This is a genomic window from Thalassolituus sp. UBA675 (assembly GCF_002297765.1).
In the GTDB taxonomy this organism is placed as follows: domain Bacteria; phylum Pseudomonadota; class Gammaproteobacteria; order Pseudomonadales; family Oceanobacteraceae; genus Thalassolituus.
Map to the genome: position 1 here is coordinate 232,245 of NZ_DBNJ01000009.1, position 24,243 is coordinate 256,487.

Annotated in this window: 20 protein-coding genes; 8 read left to right on the top strand and 12 right to left on the bottom strand. The window is 49.9% G+C overall.

The genetic code is table 11. From position 1 onward, the window contains the following. The first annotated feature begins 7 nt into the window (after positions 1 to 7). Positions 8 to 3,370: an Ig-like domain-containing protein gene (locus B3007_RS04885; RefSeq protein WP_301376628.1), complete on the top strand. Its 3,363-nt coding sequence runs from the start codon at positions 8 to 10 to the stop codon at positions 3,368 to 3,370. Between the two features lie 17 nt (positions 3,371 to 3,387). Here the strand turns inward: B3007_RS04885 and B3007_RS04890 are convergent, their stop codons facing one another. Then, on the bottom strand, positions 3,388 to 3,825 hold the full coding sequence (locus tag B3007_RS04890; protein ID WP_068441538.1) for a CBS domain-containing protein: 438 nt from the start codon (positions 3,823 to 3,825) through the stop codon (positions 3,388 to 3,390). A gap of 197 nt (positions 3,826 to 4,022) precedes the next feature. Between B3007_RS04890 and B3007_RS04895 the strand changes: the two genes are divergently transcribed. After that, complete coding sequence (locus B3007_RS04895) at positions 4,023 to 5,051, top strand: metallophosphoesterase (RefSeq protein ID WP_301376627.1); 1,029 nt, start codon at positions 4,023 to 4,025, stop codon at positions 5,049 to 5,051. Positions 5,052 to 5,172: 121 nt separating this feature from the next. Here the strand turns inward: B3007_RS04895 and B3007_RS04900 are convergent, their stop codons facing one another. The 7 genes from B3007_RS04900 to B3007_RS04930 form a co-directional block, all read right to left on the bottom strand. Continuing rightward, entirely contained in the window at positions 5,173 to 7,203 is a 2,031-nt protein-coding gene (locus B3007_RS04900) for a hypothetical protein (protein WP_301376626.1), read from the bottom strand. A gap of 186 nt (positions 7,204 to 7,389) precedes the next feature. Continuing rightward, on the bottom strand, positions 7,390 to 8,121 hold the full coding sequence (locus tag B3007_RS04905) for a hypothetical protein (RefSeq protein ID WP_301376625.1): 732 nt from the start codon (positions 8,119 to 8,121) through the stop codon (positions 7,390 to 7,392). Positions 8,122 to 8,123: 2 nt separating this feature from the next. Continuing rightward, positions 8,124 to 9,410 (bottom strand): ammonium transporter, encoded by a 1,287-nt coding sequence (locus tag B3007_RS04910; protein ID WP_068441545.1) that lies wholly within the window; start codon positions 9,408 to 9,410, stop codon positions 8,124 to 8,126. Positions 9,411 to 9,663: 253 nt separating this feature from the next. After that, a complete protein-coding gene (locus tag B3007_RS04915) occupies positions 9,664 to 10,863 on the bottom strand; it encodes an ABC transporter permease (protein WP_301376624.1) in 1,200 nt (399 codons plus the stop codon). A 32-nt stretch (positions 10,864 to 10,895) separates the two neighbouring features. Next, entirely contained in the window at positions 10,896 to 12,113 is a 1,218-nt protein-coding gene (locus B3007_RS04920) for an ABC transporter permease (RefSeq protein WP_301376623.1), read from the bottom strand. After that, positions 12,110 to 12,838, bottom strand: a complete 729-nt coding sequence (locus B3007_RS04925; protein ID WP_301376622.1) for an ABC transporter ATP-binding protein — start codon at positions 12,836 to 12,838, stop codon at positions 12,110 to 12,112. Before B3007_RS04925 ends, B3007_RS04920 begins: the two co-directional genes overlap by 4 nt. After that, a complete protein-coding gene (locus B3007_RS04930) occupies positions 12,831 to 13,982 on the bottom strand; it encodes an efflux RND transporter periplasmic adaptor subunit (protein WP_301376621.1) in 1,152 nt (383 codons plus the stop codon). The genes B3007_RS04925 and B3007_RS04930 overlap by 8 nt, the downstream gene beginning before the upstream one ends. A 391-nt stretch (positions 13,983 to 14,373) precedes the next feature. Between B3007_RS04930 and B3007_RS04935 the strand changes: the two genes are divergently transcribed. The 6 genes from B3007_RS04935 to B3007_RS04960 all read left to right on the top strand — a co-directional run bounded on the left by B3007_RS04935 (position 14,374) and on the right by B3007_RS04960 (position 19,968). After that, entirely contained in the window at positions 14,374 to 15,567 is a 1,194-nt protein-coding gene (locus B3007_RS04935) for a DUF262 domain-containing protein (RefSeq protein WP_301376620.1), read from the top strand. Between the two features lie 14 nt (positions 15,568 to 15,581). Then, positions 15,582 to 16,232 (top strand): HEPN domain-containing protein, encoded by a 651-nt coding sequence (locus B3007_RS04940; RefSeq protein WP_301376619.1) that lies wholly within the window; start codon positions 15,582 to 15,584, stop codon positions 16,230 to 16,232. A gap of 847 nt (positions 16,233 to 17,079) precedes the next feature. Continuing rightward, the gene (locus B3007_RS04945; protein WP_301376618.1) at positions 17,080 to 17,568 is read left to right on the top strand and encodes a hypothetical protein; all 489 of its coding nucleotides are present in this window, start codon (positions 17,080 to 17,082) and stop codon (positions 17,566 to 17,568) included. A 774-nt stretch (positions 17,569 to 18,342) separates the two neighbouring features. Continuing rightward, entirely contained in the window at positions 18,343 to 19,272 is a 930-nt protein-coding gene (locus B3007_RS04950; protein WP_301376617.1) for a GDSL-type esterase/lipase family protein, read from the top strand. 119 nt (positions 19,273 to 19,391) lie between these two features. Then, entirely contained in the window at positions 19,392 to 19,655 is a 264-nt protein-coding gene (locus B3007_RS04955) for a VF530 family protein (protein WP_301376616.1), read from the top strand. Between the two features lie 115 nt (positions 19,656 to 19,770). Beyond that, positions 19,771 to 19,968 (top strand): hypothetical protein, encoded by a 198-nt coding sequence (locus B3007_RS04960; RefSeq protein WP_301391527.1) that lies wholly within the window; start codon positions 19,771 to 19,773, stop codon positions 19,966 to 19,968. Between the two features lie 68 nt (positions 19,969 to 20,036). Here the strand turns inward: B3007_RS04960 and B3007_RS04965 are convergent, their stop codons facing one another. The 4 genes from B3007_RS04965 to B3007_RS04980 form a co-directional block, all read right to left on the bottom strand. Next, positions 20,037 to 20,579 (bottom strand): DUF2058 domain-containing protein, encoded by a 543-nt coding sequence (locus B3007_RS04965; RefSeq protein ID WP_301376614.1) that lies wholly within the window; start codon positions 20,577 to 20,579, stop codon positions 20,037 to 20,039. Between the two features lie 17 nt (positions 20,580 to 20,596). Continuing rightward, entirely contained in the window at positions 20,597 to 21,673 is a 1,077-nt protein-coding gene (locus B3007_RS04970) for a 5-(carboxyamino)imidazole ribonucleotide synthase (RefSeq protein ID WP_301376613.1), read from the bottom strand. Positions 21,674 to 21,692: 19 nt separating this feature from the next. Further along, entirely contained in the window at positions 21,693 to 22,187 is a 495-nt protein-coding gene (purE, locus tag B3007_RS04975) for a 5-(carboxyamino)imidazole ribonucleotide mutase (protein WP_068437450.1), read from the bottom strand. A gap of 160 nt (positions 22,188 to 22,347) precedes the next feature. Continuing rightward, positions 22,348 to 24,177, bottom strand: coding sequence for a long-chain-acyl-CoA synthetase (locus B3007_RS04980; RefSeq protein WP_301376612.1), 1,830 nt, complete (start codon positions 24,175 to 24,177; stop codon positions 22,348 to 22,350). Positions 24,178 to 24,243: the final 66 nt, after the last annotated feature.

The following is a 24,243-nucleotide window of genomic DNA, read 5'->3' on the forward strand; positions in this document are numbered from 1 at the left end:
GGTCGACATGAAAAAGTCATTAATTATTGCATGTACTTCGTTGGTACTGGTCGCCTGCGGTGATAAAGAAACTCAGACTCTTCTGGGTGGCACCATGGTCGAAGGTCCGAACGGTACTTTTCTCGCGCCATTTTTAAGTGCCAGTGTCGAGTACTCGTATCCTGCTGATGGTCAGATTAACGTGCCACCAGTGACTGACCTTGTGCTTCGGTTTACTGTTCCAGTGGATGACCCATTACTCGTTGAAAAGTTGGTTCTCGTGGACGGTAGCGGAAACAACGTGGCCATTGAATCTGTACGAACGGTGGATGGCGGGCGTGGTATTGTCGCGACTCCTGCACAAGAGCTTTCTCCGGGCGCTGATTACAGCCTGACGTTTGATGGTGTACTTGGCTCGGGCACCAATGCGATTGCAACGCCGAACGCAACTGGCCCTGAGGGAATCCAGTTTTCTACACGCCCGGAAGCAACCGGTCCTTTGTCACTGACATCGGTGGATGATGATTTCGGTATTCTGGAATTATTGCCTGATGGCAGTAATTTTGAAGTGATGGATTTCTCCACATTCCGTTTTCTGTTTACGCAGCCTGTTGACCCTGAATCCGTCGAATACGGCGTGAATGTACGACTCCTTGATGCCAATAATAATCTTGTGCCAGCTGACGTTATTCTTAAACACCAGTCATTAACGATTGATCCATGTACTGTCGCACTGGTGGCAGAATGTGGCAGCGAATCAGATCGACTGATCGCAGGTGAGGCTTATCGCCTTGAGCTTACAGGGGTACGGCCTCTGAATGATGATGGTACGACGGGCATCAATTACTCCCTTGATTTTGTGCCACGGGATACCACGCCAACATCCATTCTGATTCAGGATATTGTCGATTCAGAAAACTCAGAAATATCGCCGTTAAACGAAGGTCTGGTCAATGGGGTAGTGCTTAATTCGGTATTGCAGGGCGTCACTGATTTATCGCAGCAGACCGGCACTCTGAATGCAGAGCTGGCCTATGCGGTTAACTTCCCTGGCAATCAGCCCGTACCACTGCGCATTGCTCGCGGCAGTACGCTCATGAGTTCATCACTTGATGTAAAAATTAATGGCAATGTTCCTCTTCTGGATGCTGAAACAGGCCTTCCGCAGGAAACCGGGTCAGTTATTGTGACCTTTATTTCTGACGCTAACGGGTACCTGTACCCGAACCCTTACACCGATGACCCGGAAGCTCAGCGTCATATACGCTTATTTATGGATGTCAGTATGAATACCGCTGCAGCACAGCCAAATGCGTCGCTCTCGCAGGATTTAATGCGCGTCGAACTGGTTGGGTTGGCTCAGGTACGTAATGGTTTACTGGAAATTAACTCTATCGGTATTGTTGAACCCAATATTCTTGGTCAGGACGTTGGTAACGCCACCATCGCGTTTAAATTGCTTGCCGAAACGAACGACCAGATCGAACGCTTATTTGATCAGGAGCAGAATCAGGCGCCGAATACTCCGCCACGCCTCGTAAGCTGGGTGCCTGGCTTTGAGACCGCCATTCCGGCGACACGCCAGTCGATGCAGCGCCCGGGTGATCCTATTATTCTGAATTTCGATCAGCCGCTGCGCCGACAGGCCGGAGAACTCGTCGTTATTGAAGAGAATGGCGTGCGGCTATCTGCTGAAAACGTGACCAGTGACATTGACGGAACCGTACTGACGGTACAGGTTCGTGGCGGTCTTAAACCTGCAGCGGAATACGTAGTCACTACGACCAGCCGCTTACAGAACCTTGAAGGGTCGCCAGCACTGGCTGACACACTGACGTTCAGTATGCCTGCAACACAGCAGACAGATCAGGAAATTAAAGTTTCGCCTCTGGCGCTGACGACGTATCCCGGCTTCCCGTGTGTATCAACAGCCACTCTGAGTGATATTTTTCCGCTGCCACCCGAGCAGCCAAATCACGGCCAGTGCGTCGTCTCTGAGAATACGCCTGCTGAAGTAGAAAATCAGACATTGCCATTAACTACGATGCCAGCTGATCGGCCGATCGCGGTTATTTTCTCGCAGGTGATGGATATTGATTCAATCAATCTGAATACCTCGTTTAAAGTTGAGCGAGTTAACGAAGACGGAGAAATTACCCCGGTGTCGGGTCGTCTTGAAAAGGCTCGTCAACGTATTCGTTTCTTCCCGGAAAATGCTTGGGAAGAAGGGCAGGTCTATCGTTACACAATGGCGTCAGCACATGCTGATTCGGTAAACGATACCGTATGTGATGAGCTGGATATCATCTGCTCAGATGCCGGTCTTCCACTGCAGACGGATCTTCTTGTCGACTCTGAAGATTTCGGCGGCCCGGATATGGTGATTTACTTCCGTGGCAGCGCTCCTCAAGAATCTATTTTTACGCCGCTGCGTAATTACCCTGTGCGAGATGCTAACGCCAATTACGTTGTCGATTGCGGGGAGCCATGCCTGGAACCATCAACCAGTCCGATAACGGCGTCAGGGGATGTCTTGCCGTCAGAGAATGCCGCAATCCTTACGGTAGTTAACGGAGAAGCAACGCTTCTCAACGAGACACTCTCACTGCCAGCACGTAATGGGTGTGATCCGCTCGGTGACGATTGCCCCGACAATAAGGCCGTATTCCAGACATTAGCCCTGAATACAGAGGTGATAGGGCCAACGGTCGATCCAGAAACCGGTCAGCAAGCCGTAAAAGTACACCTGTATCCCATGCTTCTGGCGACCACACCTACCAGTGTTTTTCTCCCAGTGCTGGGCGAGCAGACCACCGGCACACAAATCCTCCGTATGCGCTACACCACACCGACCGAAGACAACCCAATGGGGTTGGTGCCCGGTATGATTGTTACTGGCGATAACGGTCAGCCAATCTTCAAAACAGAGGTTACTCTGGCGCTGGATTCTCCTAACCTGGCGTTACCTGACGGTGGTGAAATACTCAGCCACAATCTTTACAACTATCCGCTGCCTTTGACGCTGGTGGGAGATATCACATTCTTTGATGATGGCCGGATGCAGATTGAACAGCGCAATCAGAACGTGCCACCAATTAACGTACTCGTGAACATTGATCTGGAGTCGGCACTTGGAGAAGTCGGTTCAACCGTGGGTGACCTGGTAAACGCGATCACTATCTTTACCGGAGATCTCACTGAGTCACTTGACCCTGTCACCTGTGGCGCAACCGATGTTCCTCTGCTGGGCATCCTTGCAGACGTTCTCTGCACAGAGAATGAGTCAGACGAAGTTGCTTCTCTCCTTATCCCTCTGGAAATACAGGAAGAAGATCTTTATCTGAACTTTATCTCACTGCCAATTAAAGAAGCGCCGGAGGTCAGACGGTAACGTCTGCGCCGGTTAATCTAATCCCTTTGTTCGGGGGCTGCGGGTTTGTTATACCGAGCCTCAAGCCCCCGAAATACATCCCGCCAGGTCAGAATACCTGCAATCTTATCTTCATCGTTGAGTATCGGCAGACAGGTGACGCCGTGTTGGTATATCAGCGATACAGCCTCACGGATATTACTGCCTGCTTTGATGGTAACCGGGTTCCGACTCATAATCTGATGAGCCTTCTTGTTAATCGTTGCAGTATCGTGCGTGGTTTCTGCCGGTGTGCCAATGTATGGGCTCACCGCTTTAAAAAAGTCGCGATCGGTAATAACCCCACGTAATCGGCCATTCTCAGCCACCAGAACGTGATGGAAGCGCGTATTAATGAATATTTCCTGCAGCTTTGTCAGCTTGTCATCCAAATGTACGGTCACGACTCGGGTGGTCATCAAAGAATCCACAATCATCAGAACCTCCTGCTTCTTATACCTCTATCTGATGAGTTTAGCACCTCTCAATGAAGTGAACTGGTTCTTCTGATGCTTTCGTTTGGCGCGCAGAGTCGCGGCATCGGGTACAAAGCTTATGTAGGATGTTTCACAAATCTGAAGCACTGGGGGGGTACTCTCAGTGGTTTTACTGCTGTGATGTCTGGAGACAGAAGATGAAAAAGCTCGCATTGGTGGCGCTGGCCGTACATTTACCCGCTTATGGCATGTCCTGGTTTCCTGAGGAACCAGAAGAGCCGGTCGTTGAGGTGCCAGACGGCGCAGTTTCTTTTATCGCCATCGGTGACACCGGTACGGGCGAAGAAAAGCAGTATAAGGTTGCGGCAGCCATGAAGGCAGTCTGTGATGAACTCGGCTGCGATTTTGCCCTGGGGTTGGGTGACAATATCTATGAAACTGGCGTTGATTCGGTCGACGATGTTCAGTTTATCGATAAATTCGAAAAGCCGTATGCAGACGTTGATTTCCCGTTCTATATGACGCTTGGTAACCACGATAACGGCTGGTTGAGTGGCGATGGCCTGGATAACGACAAGGGCGAGTTTCAGGTGGATTATCACTATGCGGAAGACCGCATGAGTGAAAAGTGGAATATGCCAGCACGGTACTATTCGTTTACTGCACCGCTTGAATCAGAAGCGCCACTGGTGACTTTCTTCTCACTCGATTCTAATCCGCTGGCGGCTGTGTCTGATCCTGATCCTAAATACCGTCAGTTTAAATACTATCGGGTTCAGGAAGAGTGGATCGAAGCTGAAAAAGAATCTGCGACGACACCCTGGAAAATTGCGTTTTCCCATCACCCATATATTTCAAATGGCCGTCACGGCAACGCTGGCTGGTACGATGGTGTTCCTGCTTTCGGATACGCTTTTTATGATTTCGTAGGCGACAATTTATGCGGCGATTTTGACCTGATGATTTCTGGCCATGATCATGATCTTCAGATTCTGCCACCCGTAGAACGTTGCGATGGTATGACTCAGATAGTGTCAGGTGCAGGCGCAAAACAACGTCCACTGGACGATGTAAATCGTAATCTGGCAGAATTTCAGCAGGGTGATGTACTGGGCTTTATGCATCTGAATATAGAAGGTAGCCAGTTGACGGTGCGGGTCTACACAGTCGACGACGTAACGGGTGAGCACGCTCTCGCACACACTTATCAGATGACGCGTGATTAAGCCGCTTTACTGATGTATCACCGGCTATACGCCGGGTGTTTTGAAATAAAAAAGCCACTGATATCCTATCAGTGGCTTTTTTATTTAGCTTATTTTGAGCTTTTTATGGCTCGCGTACGCGTTAGCGCACCAGGTGCTGTGGCAGGATAGCGACACTCTCAGCGGCGGAATAGTCGATTGAAAGATCTGGAGCGATATCACCGCCCGCGCTTTTCAGAATATCGTCGAAGCGCAGGATCTTACCGTTCGATTTTTCCGCAACGTAGAGATTCTTCCCGTCGTACATGATGTCGACCGGGTTGCCCAGCTCGGTCGCTGCTCCGGCAATATTTACCTGAACATCCGTTTGCCCTGAAGCAGAAGAAGCTGCAGCAATAACGTAGATCTTGCCGTCGTCAGCGACTGCAGCCGAGCCTACATCAGAAACGATGAGTGAGTCAGTTACCGGGTCATAATCAATACCATGCATGTTGGTCGGAGCCGCTACCACAACACCCGAGTTTGCAGGTGTAATCAGGCGGTCTTCCGACATTACTGTAGTGGTGCCCTGATTAAGCTTTTTCATCACGTTATCGAATACAGCGATCGTACCGTTGGTCAGTGCGAGGAAAGCCTTATCTGTTTCGGCGTCATAATCGACGTCCCACGGAGTCGCGCCACCTGATGGATACAGACCCATTAACGGAGCCGCGTTACCCGCCGCACAAGTTGAGTAAATCAATACACCCGTTTCTGTACGGGCGGCATTGGTGCCAATGTCTGCAACGAAAATTGCTCCCTGATGGCTATCAACATCAAGACCTTTTGGATTGACCAGCAAGGTTGCTGCTCCAATAATCTGGCGATCGCGACTGGTATCCAGGCTACCGCTGTCACGATACTTCGATACACGGTTCAGTACGGCAATGCCGCCGTCGGTTTCGTCGCCGTACGTCGCATACGCGTCGCCTTCAATATCGAAAGTCACACTTTCAATGGTCGTCACACCGGTGAAGGTTGCTGTAACGGCGCTCAGGTTGGTTGTGAAGCGGCTGATATTCGTGCTGTTGCTGCTGGCGGCCACAGCGCGCACAGTGTTCACATCGGTCGTATCAGAGACATCAGGGTGAGTCGCCATGGTATGAATCTCTGCAAGCGATTCAGGCTTTGATGTGCTGCTGACAAAATCAGGTGCAATGTCACCGCTGCCAGACGCAAAAATATTGCTGTACACGAGTACTGCATCGTTCGACTTTTCTGCAACGCGCAGTTCAGTACCACTTAGAATAATATCAACTGGGTTGCCGAGCATGGACTCAGGGCCATAAATATGGCGATCAACCTGAGTACCACCGTCGGCAGTAGAGGCCAAAGAAATCACAAAAATAGCACCGTCAGTAGCAGAGGCTGCATCGCCAACATCGCTCACTACAAGGCGGTCGCTGGCCACTTCATAGGCGATGCCATGGGCGTTAACAGAGATTTTAGTGCCTTCGCTATTACTTGGCGTGATGGTTCGGTCGGCAGCTGATGCCGTAAAGCCGTTGGCCATGTAATCGTCATAGACAGCGATCGTACCGTCAGTCAGAGCGATAAATAAGCGATCGTTCGCTTCGTCATACGTCAGGTCCCAGGGCTTCACGCTAAGAGTCGTTGTCGCAACGGGGGCAACATCGCCCGCAGCGGCAGTACCGAAGACGCTGATATTCAGCTCATTCAGGTTTGCTACAAATACATAGCCTGCGTCTTCAGCGAGGGCGATACCTTTCGGATTTGCAAGCCCAGTGGTTGTGCCTGTGATCTCACGATCATACTGGCTGCTGTATTCGCCGCCAGCCGCTCGCTGGTTAATCCGGCAGATCGTGCGGACAGCGTTGTCTGTCAGGTCTGCGGCCTGAACCAGATCACCGGAGGGGTCAATCGCGATACCCTCGTTCGCACCCGTCGAAAAGCTTTTTGAAACAGCACCCGACTGATTCACTGTGTCAACCGTACCCGCGTTTTCAGAACCGTTGTTAGCGAGTAAGTAGTTCAGATAGCTGAGCCCGGGAGAGCCGTTTACGCCATCTGTACCATCGGAGCCATCATCACTACCACAGGCCGTCAGGCCGATGATGCTAGCGGCAATGAGAGTCAGTTTGTTTGCTGATTTGTACTGGGGGAAGATCTTCATATCACGTGTACCTTTCAAAGAGGTAAGTTGTGTAGCCATTTGGCTGCGTCGTTGGATGTGACAGATCGGGTGCAAAGATGCATCACTTAGGTGATACGAAGGGGGATTCAGTTTGGATGCAGGTACCGTAGAAAAAAGTTGTATTGGCTGTATTTGTTACGAAAGTTACGAAAGCAAGAGGGCGCCTCAGCGCCCCAGAAGTTGATTCAGACAAGTCGCATAAGGCTCATCGCCTCGATATTTTTCACCGACCTCGCGTACTGCTTTGCTCAGCAGCAAGTCGGCATCTACCGGTCCGATTGCCTCGCAGCAGCCGATGTAGGTGAAGTTAATCAGCTTACGTGCGTCCCTGATTTCCAGTGGCGTATGAACGGCTGAGACCGAAATATCCGGTTGTTCAAACATAGCCACAGCGGCAGGCTGCAATTTCTTCTTTTGAGCGGCGCTGAGTACATACGATTTAATGCTGCGTATCTGATCTGAGCGCAAGCGACTGAACAGCATATTAACCACTTCGGCGACCAGACTGTTCTGCGGTGCAGTACCCGAGGTCTTCTGAAGTTGCGAAGGCCTGAAGGTAGTTTGCTGAGGCCGGCGGATCTCTTCTTTGGTCACCGGCTCAGAGGGCGTAAACGAAGTTTCTGCATCGTCTGCTGAATTCATCCAGTTGATGGGGTCAGGCTTCAGATCGGATTCGTTGGCAGCCATGACCATGCGTACCAGGCGGCTGAGAATCTCGATGCGGTTTTGCTGAATACCCGGAACATCCCGGCACGCTCCCAGAAACTGATTCAGTTCATAGCGCGAGCGTTCAGAGAATTCTGCCTGCCATAGGATCATAACTTGGCGAAGTTCTTCGCCAACAATATAGTCCGACAAAATCGTGAACACGATGCGACGTTTAATATCAGGGCTCATGCTTATGGCTCCTGACGGAAAGTGATGTTTTGCTGGAACTCTGGATAACCGACTTCATTGTGCTCGGTACAATCCAGGCCCATCTGCTCATGTTCTTTTGAAGACCGAAGGCCAATCACAAAACGAATAAGCGTAAACACCAGCAGCGACAACGGGAAGGCCCAGAGGAAGGCAGCGATCACACCAATGGCCTGAGTCGCAACACGCTGAGCATCGAACATGTCGCCTGCGAAAAAGAGCCCCGCGGCAATCGTGCCCCAAGCACCTGCGAAACCATGGACAGGAATCGCTGAAACAACATCGTCGAGTTTCCAACGAAGCATCAGGTCCTGGCCCAGTGTTGCAATCACACCACTGACAGCGCCTGTGACGATGGCGAATGGCGGTTCCATCGTGGCGCAACCCGCGGTGATCCCGACCAGTCCTGCGAGGCTACCATTAACTGTGGTTGTTAAAAGAATCGGACGCTGCAACAGAGCAGATAATAGAATCGCACCGCCGGCTCCAGCCGCGGCGGAAAGGTGAGTGTTAAGAATAATGCCGCCAATATTTTCTGACGCAGATAATGCACTGCCGCCATTAAAGCCAAACCAGCCGAACCAGAGGATGAAGCCACCCAGTGCAACCAGAGATAAATTGTGGCCCGGAATATTCCGTACTTTGCCCGAATTATCAAAACGGCCGGTACGGGCGCCAACCGCAATGACCCCGGCAAGTGCACACCATGCGCCCAAAGAGTGCACAACGGTAGAGCCTGCAAAATCAATAAAGCCCAGCTCAGCCAACCAGCCCTGACCGCCGTAACTACCGCCCCAGGCCCAACTGCCAAACACAGGATAAATAAAGGTTACGATAGCGGCAGCGGATAACAGATACGCGGTGTAGCGTGTACGCTCAGCCATAGCACCACTGCAAATCGTGACGGCCGTTGCAGCGAACATGGTCTGGAATAATAAGAAGGTGAAGTCCCAGTTGCTGCCTTCGGATAAGCCGAAGGCCGTGGTACCAAAGAAACCTGTGGGGTTGTAGCCAAACATAATGCCGAAGCCAACGGCCCAGAACAAAAGACTACCGATACAGACATCGATGTAGTTTTTCATCATTACGTTAATCGCGTTTTTCGCACGCGACATGCCGCTTTCAAGCAAGGCGAACCCTGCCTGCATAAAGAATACAAGAGTGGCGGAAACCAGTATCCAGACGATATCCGTGCTAGTTATTCCGGTATCTGCATGAGCGATGCCGGGGACAATAGTTAGCGACAACAGCATCGCTGGGAGGAAGTACATATAGCTAAGCCTATGTTTCTTATAAAATTTCTCCTGCTTGTTTGGCAAGTGTTGTGCCATCTATTTATATCTTTGTAACTAACGGCAAGTTATGTGTCGCAGCTCAGCAGCGATGGGCCTTTAGCGACAGGATGGAAATTATATGGAAAGGGGATTTAAACCGCTTTTACGATATTGGTGCGTGAGTGGTTGGTATTGGTGCGCCAAACTGGTCGAAAACAGTGCAAAAAAACGACATCGTGGGGCACGATTGTTATTCACCTCGTAACGCTTCAATCGGGCTCAGGCGTGATGATTTATACGCAGGCCAGATACCTGAAATTAGCCCGGTAATAACGGCGACTGCGATGGCCAGCCCGAGTGTCGAAAACTGAATCTGAACCGGAAAGGCCGGGGCCAATAGACTTAACAGGGCGACGACAACGGCTGTGATAACGATGCCGATAAAAGCACCGAATAATGAGAGCATGACGGCCTCGCCCAAAAAGAGACTGAGCAACTGCCGTCGCGGACAACCAATGGCTCGCAGTAACCCGATCTCTGCGGTGCGCTCGGTCAGGTTGGTCGTCATGATGGTGAAGATACCCACGCCGCCGACTAATAAAGAAATCCCACCCAAAGCCGCGACGCCTATGGTCAGGATGCCGAGAATGCGGTTCATGCTACTGAGCATTTCATCCTGGCTGGTCAGGGTGAAGTCTTCCTGGCCGTGGCGTTTTATCATCATCGCTTTTATGCGCTCAAGCATCTGGCTGGATGTTGTGCCTTCAGAGAACACGACATCCACTTCCATTAATCCTTCCCGATTAAAAAGCGTAAGAGCACGATCCGCAGGAATATACGCCATATCATCAAGATCAAACCCCAGTGTTGAGCCTTTGGGTTGCATCACACCAATGACCCGATAACGCTGGCCACCAATGCGGATAAACTTCCCGAGCGGGTTTTCGCTACGAAACAGCTCTCGGTATAAGGTGTCGCCTATCACTGCAACGGCAGGGCTATTGCCGCCGGTGTCGGGCAGAAACTTTCCCATCGCCAGAGGGAAATCCCAGGCCTGATTAAAATCAGAGGTCGTACCGAGAATCTCGGTACTGCGAACGCGCTCGCCGTAACGAATAGGCCCCGAGCCCTGAACATTTGATACCACCCATTCGCTGCCGGTAATTCTCGCTAAGGCTTCTGCATCATCGAGGGTCAGTAATCGCACCGAGCTGATTAACCCTCCGGCCATACCGGCAGTTTCGCTGTGGCCCGGCGTGATCGCAATAATACGAGTGCCAAATTGTGAGAAGCTATCCAGAACATATTGGCGAACGCCGTGCCCGAGTGTGGTTAACAGCGTGACTGCGGCAATACCAATGGCGATGCCGAGCGCAGTTAATACGCTTTTGCCCGGCTGGCTGGTGACAGGTGAGGTAGCAAGGCGAAGCCAGTCGTCAGGTCTTATCATTTATATTTCCCTCGCAGCAAGGTCTACCACAGTTATTTCCCTGCCTGAGCTTGCAGTGCCAACACGGGTGGCAGCTTTGCGGCTTTCTGCGCCGGTATCCAGGAGAAGAGAATGCCGGCAATGGCAGACACACCAATCGCCGATACGCTGGCCCATAAAGGGGTTGCGAAGGGCACTTCGGGAAATTTAAATCTAAGGCCCCAAAGAATAAACTCTGCGATCAACATGCCGAGTACAGCGCCACTGGTGGCGAGTAACGTAGCTTCGGTAATAAACAACAAGCGGACTTCTTTTGATGAAGCCCCGAGTGCTTTTAGTAACCCAATTTCAGCCCGGCGCTGAGCTACGCCGATGAGTGTCATATTCATAATTAAAACCCCGGCGACTAACAGGCTGATGGCCGCAATACCGGCGACTGAAAAGGTCATGATTAACAGTACATTATTAAAGGCGCTGAGCAGGCTGTCGGGCGTAACAATCGTAATATCCAGCTGGCCGTCGTGGCGTAGCTTCATCTGTTGCTCAACGGCTGTGGTCATGGCTGGCACAGCATCAATATTCTCAATCTGAATCATTACCCTGAACAGACCTTCGGTATTAAAGATCTGCATGGCGTTATCTACGGGCAAGATCAGAGCATTGCTCATATCGAATCCGAAACCCGTTCCCGAGTCAGTGAGTACGCCCGTCACGCGGCAGCGATAATCCGCGACATTAATCCATTGCCCCAGTGCGCGTTTCGGGCCGAATAATTCATCCCTCAGGGTTGCCCCTAAAATACATTCCGAGCGGCTACGGCTACCTTCGCGAGTGGTAAACGCCTGCCCCTGGCTGAACGCGAGATCCCGGATGCTGAAGAAGTCCTCAGTTGTACCGAGAACTAAACTATCGCGGCTCAACCCTGAAATGCTCAAACGGCTGATGCCCACAACGATAGGTGCAATACGTTCGACACCGGAAATTCGCATGAGGCTTTGGGCATCTTCAAGCGTGATATCACGGGTGCCTTCGCCGGTTAATGGCGGCAGGCCTCCAGTGGTTTCTTTTCGGCCGGGCAGCATGACTAAAACATCGTTGCCGAGGCTTGCGAACTCAGCCATAACAAATCGTCGTCCGCCCTCGCCAATGCCAGTCAGCAACACAACCGCCAATACACCAATGGCCATAGCCACTAACTGCATGGTGGTACGAAATCGCGTTCGTGTCAGTGAGCGCAGGGTAAAGGTGAGATGATCCTGCAGGCGGATCATACGGCGGGCTCTTCTGTGGGGGGTATGGCGAACGTATCGTCGCTGACGATGGCGCCATCCACCATACGCAAACGCCGCTTAGCGCGCTGGCCGAGCGCCATGTCGTGCGTAACCACAATTAAGGTAATGCCCTGAGCATTTAATTCTTCCAGCAGCTCAACCACGTCGGCACCCGAATGAGTATCGAGATTCCCGGTAGGTTCATCGGCGAGCAGCAGCGGTGCCTGCATAATAATGGCCCGGCCTATGGCCACGCGCTGGCGCTGACCGCCAGACAACTGCTCTGGTTTATGGTCGGCGCGCTCCGTTAACCCTAAGCGTTGAATAACAGGTGCTAAGCGTTTACGGCGTTCTGCCGGAGGAATACCCGCCAGCACCATAGGCAATTCCATATTTTCACGGGCACTCAGGCGCGGTACTAAGTGGTAAGACTGAAACACAAAACCAATGTGGTCACGGCGATAACCCGCGCGCGCTTCCTCGCTCATAGGCACGGTGTCTTCGCCCGCAAGCCAGTACTCGCCTTCATCAGGCACGTCCAACAGGCCCAGCATATTCAGCAGTGTCGACTTGCCCGAACCAGACGGCCCCATCACTGAAATATATTCGCCTTGCGTAATATCCAGATTGATATCATTAAGCGCATGCACTGTCTGATCACCGAGCTGAAAGCGACGATGCACTCCGCGAACTTTAATGGCCCCAGTCTTCATCGCTTCAGTCATGGACAATAGTATCCAGCACACGCACGGTGCGGCCGTCTGTCAGGTCGCTCTGGCCGGGTTCGTTAATGATCAGGTCATCTTTACTCACACCGCTTATGACTTCACTCCAGGTCCAGTTAGTCAGGCCCAGTTCTACCTGCTGCTTAACGGCGTTGCCGTCTTTGGCGAGCATCACATGATCCGTGTCGATTAATAGCTCGGTAGGAAGCCGCAGGGTGTTGTCAGAGGTTGCTGTAATAACCTCGATATCGGCGCTGTAACCAATCAACAGATGGGTGCCATCAGGGAGTTCATTGAGGCGCACATCAACATCCACCGTACGGGCCTGTTTCTCTTCATCCTGAATATAAGGCGATATCCGCGAGACATGGCCATCAAAGGTGCGGTCGCCGAAGGCATCCAAGGTAACGCGCACAGGCATATCCAGTGCGACCTGAGCCGCATCTACTTCATCAATTGGCGCCTGCACGTAAAAACAATCGGGGTTGATCAGATCAATGGCGGGTGGTGTGGCCACGCCCGGAGGCGATGGTGTGGCGTATTCACCGATCTCGGCGTTCACCTCAGCAATAATGCCAGCGAAGGGAGCGCGTAACTGGGTTTGTGCAAAACGCGCTTTCTGCAGATCCAGACTGGCAGACGCCTGAGTAATCAGGGTTTCTTGCTGTTTGCACGAAAGCTCACTAATGGTTGCGGCGGTTTCGGCGCGGTCTAACTGCTCAGACGATGCCATCTGGCGCTTATGAAGATCATGAATACGGCGCTCTTCACGCTTATCCGATTGTGCCTGCGTACAGGTAGCCTCGTGCGAAAGCCTGGCAGTATCGAGCTGGGCCTCAGCAGTTGCCAGAGTGGCACGAATGTCTTCGTTCCAGAGCTCCATCAAAGGCGCGCCAGCTTCAACTTTATCGCCCTGAGCAACATAAAGAACACTGACCTGGCCACCGAGAGGCAACGACAAGCGGGACCGCTGGCAAGCCTTAACCGTGCCTGAGCGGGTATTGGCGACACTGGCTTCTACTAAGCCGACCGAAGCCTGCGACACAGAGATATCAAGCGGACTCTCAGGCCAGAAGCGCACAGCAGCGACACCTGCGCCAATCAACACAATAGGAATCAGAAGTTTAGGAGAGGGGAGACTCATAATGGCCTTCAGGGTCAGTGACCGTGGATTTCCGTATACGCCATAACATATAGAGTGGGCGGAGGAAGGGCAATGATGTAGGTCAGGGTATATGAAATGAATCGGGAGCTGATATGGCGTCGCCTCAGGTACTTTGCATATAGCGCTAAGGTCGGTATGCTCGGTACATTGAGAGAAAGCTTGGCACGCAAGCAAAGGCCTGATCGCGAGCTAAATAGCCAAGTCTGCTCGTATGTCAGAAGGGAGACCTAAGTTATGGAAGATACTTCAATGATGTCAGAGTGTTGCTCTTGAAACCCCGAAAGAGCGTTTCAGGATAAGCGCGAACGCATACTAACAAGCTTTCAAGCAATTACAGATCGAATAGAGATATAGATCTTTGGAGTCTAAAGTGAGTGACGAAAATATTGAATTTAAGGAAGATGAGGAGCAGCAAGAGTCTGATGAAGACATTGGCTCACTTGATCAAATTTCCTTCTCCTCGGCCGTGGTAAGTGGAAATGACTGGACGACGGAAACTCTTCTCAATCAAATTAATAAGGGTAACATCCTATTGAATCCTGACTTCCAGCGCAGAGATGCATGGGACAAAAAGAGAAAAAGCAAGTTTATTGAGTCCTTGATACTTGGGTTGCCAATACCACAAGTCGTGCTGGCTGAATCAAAAGAACGAAGAGGCGCATATATTGTTCTGGATGGAAAGCAGCGATTACTAAGTATTCGCCAATTTTCCGCGGATGCTGATGATAAGGTTTATGAGCAGTTAAAATTAACTGGCTTAGAAATAAGAGATGATTTGAAACGAAAGAGCCTCCAAGATCTTAGGGATGATCTTGATTTATTCGATGATCTTTCTGCGTTCGAGAATCAACCTATCAGGACTGTGGTTATTAAAAATTGGCCTGATGAAGATTTTTTGTACCATGTATTCCTGAGGTTAAACACCGGGAGTGTGCCTCTTTCACCCCAAGAACTAAGGCAGGCTCTTCACCCAGGGCCATTTGTGAGCTTCTTAGATCGATCCTCATCAAATAGCGATGCTTTACGAGAAATACTTAAGCTGAAAAAACCTGACTTTAGGATGAGGGATGCAGAGTTGTTGCTCAGATTTTTTTCGTTTAAAAATTTCCTATCTGAGTATGGTGGTACGTTAAAGAATTTTCTTGATGATACTTGTAAGAACTTAAATGAAAGCTGGGAAGAAAAAGAAGTATTGATAGAGAGTCAGTTAGAATCTTTTGAGATGGCTCACAGATTCATTAAATCAATATTTAACGGGAATCAGTACAGGAAGTGGAGTGGATCATCCTATGAGTCCAGGTTTAATAGGGCGGTTTTTGATGTTTTAATATTATCTTTTGTTGATGAAGAAATAAGGGAGTTATCAGTAGGGAGGGAGTCAGAAATAGAGGCTGCATATATAAAACTCTGCGATGAAAACAAAGAGTTTATGACATCTATTGAGTCAACCACTAAGAGTTTGTCTGCGACGCAAATAAGAATCTCTACTTGGTTCGAGGTATTGAATGACCTTTTAGGGGCAAGTTTACACGTTCCTAGGTTGATAGATAATCGCATTGTGTAAAGGGAGGTAGGTTTGTGCGCTTATCCAGCCGATTTAAAGAGCTTAAAAGCAGGTTAAGAGAGCTTAGGAATCATATGTTACCTGTGAACTTTTCACCGACCGGGGATTATACTGACAGACAGCAAGATAGAGCTAGAGGCTATCGGTTGCTTGTCCATGCGGAAATTGAATCATATTTAGAAGATGTGTCGAGAGAAGCTGTCACGCAAGCTATACGTGACTGGAAAGTAAATAAAAAACCATCTAGCATTATTATATCATTTCTAGCATCATACCATTCTAGTTGGAGCGTGACTGAAGAAATTAAAAACGAAGAGCTCATTCAAATAGCTAAGTCTAGAAAAAATGCCAAAGACTCTGTCGTTGAAGTAATTGATGTGGCTCAAAGGCAATTTACTCAAAAACTCAAAGACAATCATGGGATCAAAGATAAAAATTTTAAGACTCTTATTCTCCCTACTGGAATAGATATTGGCTCCCTTGATCAAACCTGGCTAACAAATATCGATAGCTTTGGCACAAAGAGGGGGGAGGTTGCACATAAAGCTAAGCGAGCCCAAGGAACTATAAACCCTAAGGATGAGTTCGAATCTGTACAAACGCTATTGGATGGAATTGAAGATTTGGATAGAAGAATTGTGCAACTAAGAAACGAAAACTTCTAGAGTGCCGCTGTTAGGGATGAATGATCTTGCGCCAGGGCGCGGTATTAAATGGCACTATTCATGGAGGGGTTTCAAGTGTGGGAGATATTAAGTACTAATAGTTTTGTTGGCACTTTAGTATCGGGCTTGTTCCTGCTAATCCTTGGTTGGGCTTTTAGCTGGGGAGTTAAAAAATATCGAGCTTGCCGTGTGTATTCCATTTTACAGGCAGGGCTATCGGAGAAAAACAAGAAGTTTTTGTCAACAGCATATATTTCTTCGAAGTCTGGTTATACACAGTCACAGGTAGAGGCTCTTTGCAGCCACCACAGGAAAATTCGTCGTAATGAAAAGGAACTTGAATCATGGTGCATCGATTAAATCTAGTATCATTTGATAAGGAGTGACAATTCGCCACTAAGATGGCTGGATTCGTTCCACTCGGCGTTAATAGCAGATGTATGTGCAAGTAGCTCAGGAGTAATATTTAACACATTTGAAGAAGAATTAAGGGATCTACTAAAAGAAAATAAATTCGAGCAAGCCTACTCCGTAGGAAAGAAAGCCCTAGAGTTAGAGCCAAATAATTTAGCGATAATAGAATCTCTAAAAATGGTTACGGCGGCACTCAGTTCACAATGCATGGATATGGCATCCAGGAAGCAAGATTGCGCTGCAGCATACTTTGAGTGTGAAGACCTTCTGCGTAAAGTAAATGAACTTACTAAGCAAGAGATCTATGGTCGTCAAGTTTAAACACATAATAAGAAAAACTAGTATCGATTTTATCTTGCTCCGATAAGTCGAAAACGAGATAAAATCAGCGAAAAAAACATACTATTTAATGGTGCATTTTATAAAATCAAAAATGAGTTCATTAATTTCAACTCTGGCTTTTGGGTCGCTCACATTACTAGTCTATTCTTATGCCGATGCCGGGTATGCGATTGCTGCGTTTCGTGATGGGTGCCTGAAACCCGGACAGGATGATTCTCAAGTTTACGAGATATTTAAAGAATATGGTTTTTCAGAACCAACAGATGACAAGCTGGTATTCGAGTGGAGCGGTGTCGGATACGCGGGATTCGGTCTTGTAGCCAACGAGGGTGCTGAGGACGAACCTGGTATAGGCGGCTGTTTTGTTTACCTGAAAGGAACCCCCACAATTAAGGTCGCTACAACTGTTAATTCATTGCTTGTAGAAAAAAGCAAGAATATAAAAACTAAGAAAATTAAAAATGACTACTACTGGATAATGCCAGAAGTCGACGGTGTAAGGCCACTAGTTATTGTGTCGGAGAAGAATAGTGGTAAATATGCTGGGCACGTAATGATGATGCTAACCGAATTGAAATAGTTGTCATAGCTGATATAACAGTTGCGGGTATTGGTTGACCCAGACTCGGTCTGCAACGAATCACTTCTGAATGAGAATACCGTCTAGTCATATTCCGAATGGGCAGTACTAAGAAAGTAAGTGACAATGAGAGCCAGGCTGGATCGTTAAGCAGTGTCTGCTTGGCCCTGATCCGGGTTCTGATCGCAGGTTGTTGAACTCACGGTACTCTCAAGGAGGAATGGATATGCCAACACGTGCAGAGCTGTTAGATGCAATCATTAACGCCAGAGGGTGCCAGTGCCAAAGCCCCAATACCGCCGTTAACATCAGAAATTGTGGCCGCTTTAGTTGGGTCAGTCGCAGCTGTCTGGATGCAATGGGGCTAGCGCCCGAGCCAAGTCACTGCCCGGTTTGCAATGGCACTGGGCCGTGGCAGCTGGATCATATGAACCCATGGCGGCAATATATCGTAACTGTGGGGGCTCCACACGTAGCAGTTGATCCTACCCACACTAATTATATGATGCTCAAAAAACTGGGAAGGGCGCTCTATAATGATCCTCAGAATTTGTGGTGGCTTTGCGCATCCTGTAATCGCAAGAAAACGGACTACGTATACGATACGGCGGCCCAGCTAACAGATCTGACTAACTCGCAAGTGCCTTCTGGCGTGAAAATGCGTGGCCCCGCAAATTTATGGAAGATTGTCTCGCCTGCGAAATAATAGAGTCGTATTGAATAACACTAACTTAGTAGTGGAATTATAAAAATATCAAAAAGGAGAGCAGCAATATGAGAATAATGATAAGAACCCTCGCATTTGTATCATTTTCCATGATTCAGTCTATGAGTGCACAATCACAAAGTGCGCCAGGTCTGCAGATCATAAGGCCTTTGGGTGACTCAATCACGTTTGGGTATAGCAGTGACTTTACAGCTAAGTTATCGACGATGAACTGTTACAACGCCCAAGTATGGTGCTTTTATCCTGGGGTTAAGTATGGCGGTAACTTCGGTGGAGGTTATCGAGGTATTCTGACCTGGCTTGCTATTAGCGAGAAAAACAGAGTTCTGAAACCCTTCACAACAGTGGGTTTTCAGAGTGGTAACTCTTCTATCAATCAATGGATGACGAACAGTCAGCTACATGACGGCTACCCTGGTGCGCGCACTGATCAGCTGGTTCCGTACTCTATGATGTTTATGCCGCCTTTCCCTGAAACACCAGTAACTTTCATCCACCTTGGAACGAATGACATTACTCAAGGTCACCTTGACGACAAGCTGGATCAAAACACGATAGTCGAGGCTGCTATAGCTAATCTCTCTACGATCGTAAAAAATGTGGTTAACAACACCAAATCAAAAGTTTATTTGGCAAAGGTAATCAAGTTTTCTGTGTCGAAGTATTGCCCAGGCCAAACCACTAGCAAGTGCGCAGACTTCTCTCTGGCAAACCCGATTGTTGAAGCCTATAACGAAAAAATAGTGAAGGAATTCTCGGGCAACAAAAACGTTACCATAGTAGAAATGGATAATATCCTTGAAGCCAGCGACTACAGTCCGGACGGGGTTCATCCCGCATTGTCTGGTTACTTCAAAATGGCTTGTAAGTGGGCTGAGTCGGCAAATATGTTCTTAGACAATAAGTCATGTGATGATGTGTCGGTTGCTGATCTTACGTCACTGCCTCCGGTCGCTACCGTGCTACCATATGATTAATAGAAAGTAGTCCTATCGTTCATTTCAGCTTTGTTTGAATACAAAACAGAGTCTAATGAAGCCAGAAGGTTACTTGATTTTGCACCTATTGTTGCGATTAATAGAGCATTTGCACTGACATGAAAGAGCACAACAGGAATGATCCTCTGCACGGAGTGACTCTCGAAGCCATACTCAACCAGCTGGTTGATCATTATGGCTGGGAAGGGCTGGCTAGCCGGATAAACATCAACTGCTTCAAATCAGACCCTTCGGTTAAGTCGTCGCTGAAGTTTCTACGGCGTACGCCTTGGGCGCGAACCAAAGTAGAAGAGCTGTTTGTCGGGACTTTCCACTCAGACAGTAAGAATTCAGCCAGCAAGCCAAACCCCTGGGGTAACTAAGTTCGCTGATTAAAAAAGGAATTTGCCGATGGACCTGTTCAGGATACTTCTCTCAATATGTGTTTTTTGTATAAGCGCGTATCTAGTGGTTGATTTGTTCGTGTATGGCTTCAGCTTGCCAGTACTGCTTTTCTGCATCGGTGGTTTTGTTCTGGTGCACTTTCTGCGCCCTAAGAAGTCGTCGGTTGATGACGGCTTTTATGAGATTGTCGACCTCGTACTCGATTTACCTTATCGGACAATCGCGATCATCATTCGTAATATAGGAAGGTTGTTCCGCGATGGAGATGGTGGGGTCGATCTGGATATCTGATGGTATTTTCTGAATTTGTTATGGCAGAGACAAAAAAGCCCGCTTATTACGCGGGCTTTCCGTTTTAATCACCACATCAGATCATCTGGGATCTGATACGCTGCATACGGATCATCCTCATCCATCTGGCCGTCGGTCTGTTCGGCGATCACGATAAAGTGGCCATCGTCGCGCTCACGGATCTTCTCAGCAACCTGCAAAGGAATCACCGCGTAGCTGTTGTGATGCGCGATGATCGCCAGTTGGCCTTTTGACAGACGGTCCCATACAGCCTGATCAACGTAGAGGCTTTTTACTTTCTTGCCATCAACAAACTGATACTTGATGTCGCCTTGTGCAGCGCTGATCAGGTTGTTGTCGACGAGTTGTTGTACCTGAGCCTTGATGGCTTTTTTCTGGGCTTCTTCGTCGCGTTGTTTGTTCAGTTCTTTGTCGCGGGCGGCTTTTTCTTTACGCGCTTGCTCCGCTTTTTCGCGGGACTCGTCGGCGTTGTTTTCCTGCCCGGTGCGCTTCAGGTGTTCCTGGCGCTTTTTCTCTTTTTCGTTTTTCTTCTGCTTTTTGTTGTCGGTTAAACCGAGGCCCAGCAGTTGATCCTGGAGTGATTTACCCATAATCCGGTCAGCTCCATTTAGTGTTTCGGTGGCCAGATGCCTTCGGGCATCAGGGCGTTCAGTTCTGTGATGGTGGCGTCGCGTTCTGCATCGGTGTTGCCTGTCACGGTTACGTGGCCGAGCTTACGGGCAGGGCGTGCTTCTTTACCGTAGGAATGACGGTAGGCGTTGTCGATGCTCTCGGCTTTTTCTGCCGGAGTTTCTTCGCCGATCACGTTGAGCATAGCGACGGAGGCAAACTTAGGCTCGGTCGCGCCGAGGCTTTTGCCTGTGATGGCCAGCATGTGGTTACGGAACTGAGAGGCTTCGGTGCCTTCAATCGACCAGTGGCCAGAGTTGTGTACGCGTGGCGCTACTTCGTTGCCAACAAGGCCGTCTTCGGTATCGAACAGCTCAAGGGTAATGGTGCCGACGTAGTCGAGGCTTTCTGCCAGCTGACGGATATAGCGCTCAGCCTGTTCAGCTTTCTCTTGTGAGAGTGCCGGTGCAGGGTAGAGGCTGTAACGCAGGATGCCTTCGTGGTGTACGTTTTCGGTCATTGGGAATACGACGATATTGCCGTCGCGGTCGCGGCTGGCAATAACTGAGGTTTCGCGCTCGAAAGGTACAAAGGCTTCAGCGATGAGTTCGCGATTGCCGATGGAGTTCCAGGCCGGTGCTGCGTCGTCTGGCGTACGCAGTACGAACTGGCCTTTGCCATCGTAACCTTCGGTCGTGGTTTTCATCACGATCGGCAGGCCGAGTTCTTGTACCGCTGTATGAACGTCTTCGAGTGAGTTCACGGCACGGAATTCTGCGGTGGCGATGCCTGCATTACGCAGTGCATTTTTCTCCAGCAGACGATTCTGGAAGGTTTTCAGGGCGTTCAGGCCTGGGTAGAGCTTGTCGGCGTGTGGCTCAAGTAAGGTCACGATGTGCGCCGGGATGTTTTCTGTCTCGTACGAGAGGATGTCGACCGAGGCAATAAATGCTTCCAGCGCTTCGTCGGTGTGCGCGCGCAGGTCGTACAGTGAAACCTCAATATCCTTAAGATCAGTGATACTGGTTTCTAACATCTGGCCAAGCTGGCCGTTACCTAAAATACCTACTTTCATCGGGATGTCCGTGCTGCGGTTATTCAATAATTCGTGGATCTGGCTGCGACAATACGGTGTTCTTCTGAGTTTCGCGGAACTCGTCAACACGCTTCATCAGGTCAGCGTCTGAGGTGGCCAGAATCTGTGCGGCCAGCAGACCTGCGTTTTTCGCGCCTGCATCACCGATGGCCAGTGTACCAACGGCTACGCCGCCTGGCATCTGAGCGATGGAGAGCAGTGAGTCAATGCCGTTCAGGGCGCGGGATTTTACCGGTACACCCAATACTGGCAGTGAGGTCTGGGATGCTGCCATGCCCGGCAGGTGCGCTGCGCCGCCTGCGCCCGCGATGATGACCTTGAGGCCACGCTCGTGTGCGGTTTTTGCGTAGTCAAACAGCAGGTCGGGGGTGCGGTGCGCCGAAACGACTTTGACTTCGTAGTCTACGCCCAGCAGGTCCAACATATCGGCTGCGTGCTTCATGGTGGGCCAGTCGCTCTTGGAGCCCATGATAATTCCGACAGGTACTGTCATGTCTTGTGTCCTCATGTTTGCGGCGTAACTTCGCGCAAGCGTGCAAAGAAAGCGGCGAATTCTACCACAAGGGGGCGGGGATAGGGGAAAGGTTCAGGCGTTAAGAAGGGGATGCCAGTGCAGAATGACTGCACTGGCAATGACGATAACCGTCAGATGATCAGAGGCTGAGTTCACCTGCGTCGATTTTCGCTTCGGTATCGCTGGTGAGCTCGGTGTAATCGTTGTCTTTGCCAACGATCACATACACTGGCTCATCGCCCACTTTATCGAGGTGGTAGGCTTCTTTCTTGAGCTCCACTTTACGATATTTGAAGGTGCCGGTGACTTCCTGCTGCTCGCGCACGCGGATGAATACCGGAATCTCGTAAGCAGGCATTTTCTCACGAACGTGCTTAGACAGCGCTGCCCAGTCGAACTCTTCCAGAGGGACAGATGGCGTAATGGTTGCCATGCCCGCACGACCATCGGTGTGAGGGATCTGAACACCGTAGACAACGGCGTGTTCGATGCTGTCGAGTTCCATCAGGATGGATTCAACTTCTGTGGTGGCGACGTTCTCGCCTTTCCAGCGGAAGGTATCACCCAGGCGGTCAGCGAAGGATACGTGCTTGTAACCCTGGTTATTCACTAGGTCTCCGGTGTTAAACCAGCAGTCGTCCTTCTTGAAGACGTTGCGCAGCAGTTTGCTGTTGGTGGCGTCTTCGTCGGTGTAGCCTTCAAACGGTTGCTTGTCGTTCACCTCGGTGATCAGCAGGCCGCTGTCGCCCGGTTGCACCGGAATCATAAAGCCTTTGTCATCACGCAGTGGTGCGTCTTCTTCGATGTCGTACTTAACGATGTTGTACGAAAGAGGGCAGAAACCCGCTGTTTTATCGAGGTTAAAGGCGTTGGTGAATACCAGATTACACTCGGATGCACCGTAGAACTCATTGATGTGATCAATGTTGAAACGGTTTTTAAACTGCATCCAGATGTCCGGGCGCAGGCCGTTACCGACACAGACACGGATGTTGTGCTGGGAGTCCGACGGCTTGGCCGGCGCATTCAGCAGGTAGCGGCACAGCTCGCCGATGTAGCAGAAGCCCGTCGCGTTGTGGTGACGGATGTCGTCCCAGAAACGTGACACTGAGAACTTACGCGCAATCGCCATACAGGCGCCTGAACCCAGAACTGCAGCCATGGATACAGTCAGTGCGTTGTTGTGGTACAGCGGCAGAGACACATACAGAATGTCTTTGCTGCTCATGTTCATGGACGCCAGACCCATGCCCGCCAGCGACTTGAACCAGCGATAGTGGCTCATCACGGAGGCTTTTGGCAGGCCGGTGGTACCGGAGGTGAAAATGTAATAGCACGGCTGGTGCATTTTCACTTTTTTGGTGGAATCCGGGTTTTTGTCCGACTGGCCTTCGATGGCCGTCAGGATGTTGGTGTAGTGCTCTGGGCATGCAGTTTCGCCGGTGTCGCGCAGATAATGCAGCGACTTCAGCGAAGCGTCATCGAGATCACCTTCGACCGTCTTAACGTTCTCCAGCATCTCTTCGCCAACGATGATTATTTTCGGTTTGACCAGGGTCAGGCTGTGCAGCAGTACGTCGCCACGCTGACTGGTGTTGATCATGGAGGCAATGGCACCGAGCTTGACGATGGCCAGTACTGAAATCAGGGTTTCCGGACGGTTCTCAAGAACCACGGCAACCACATCACCGCTGCCGATGCCCTGAGAGGTCAGATAATGCGCGATCTGGTTCGCTTTACGGTTTACCTGATCATAGGTGTAAGTCACATCTTCGTAGCGGATAGCGATGTGTTCTGGGCGCTGGCGTGCGTGTTTCTCAAGCAGAAGTCCGATTGATTTCTCTTTCTCAGGTTTGCTGGTTGCCAGTTCATACACACCTTTCAGCTTGATCGGAATGCTTGTGGCCTGGCTTGCCAATTGCGTCAGAATATTCGGCAGTGAAACCAGTTTTTCGTTGTATTGAGTCATACGGGTAAGAGTCTCGCTCGAAAGTCCGGAGTGCGACGTTACCGGAAAATTATCATTGTTAATACA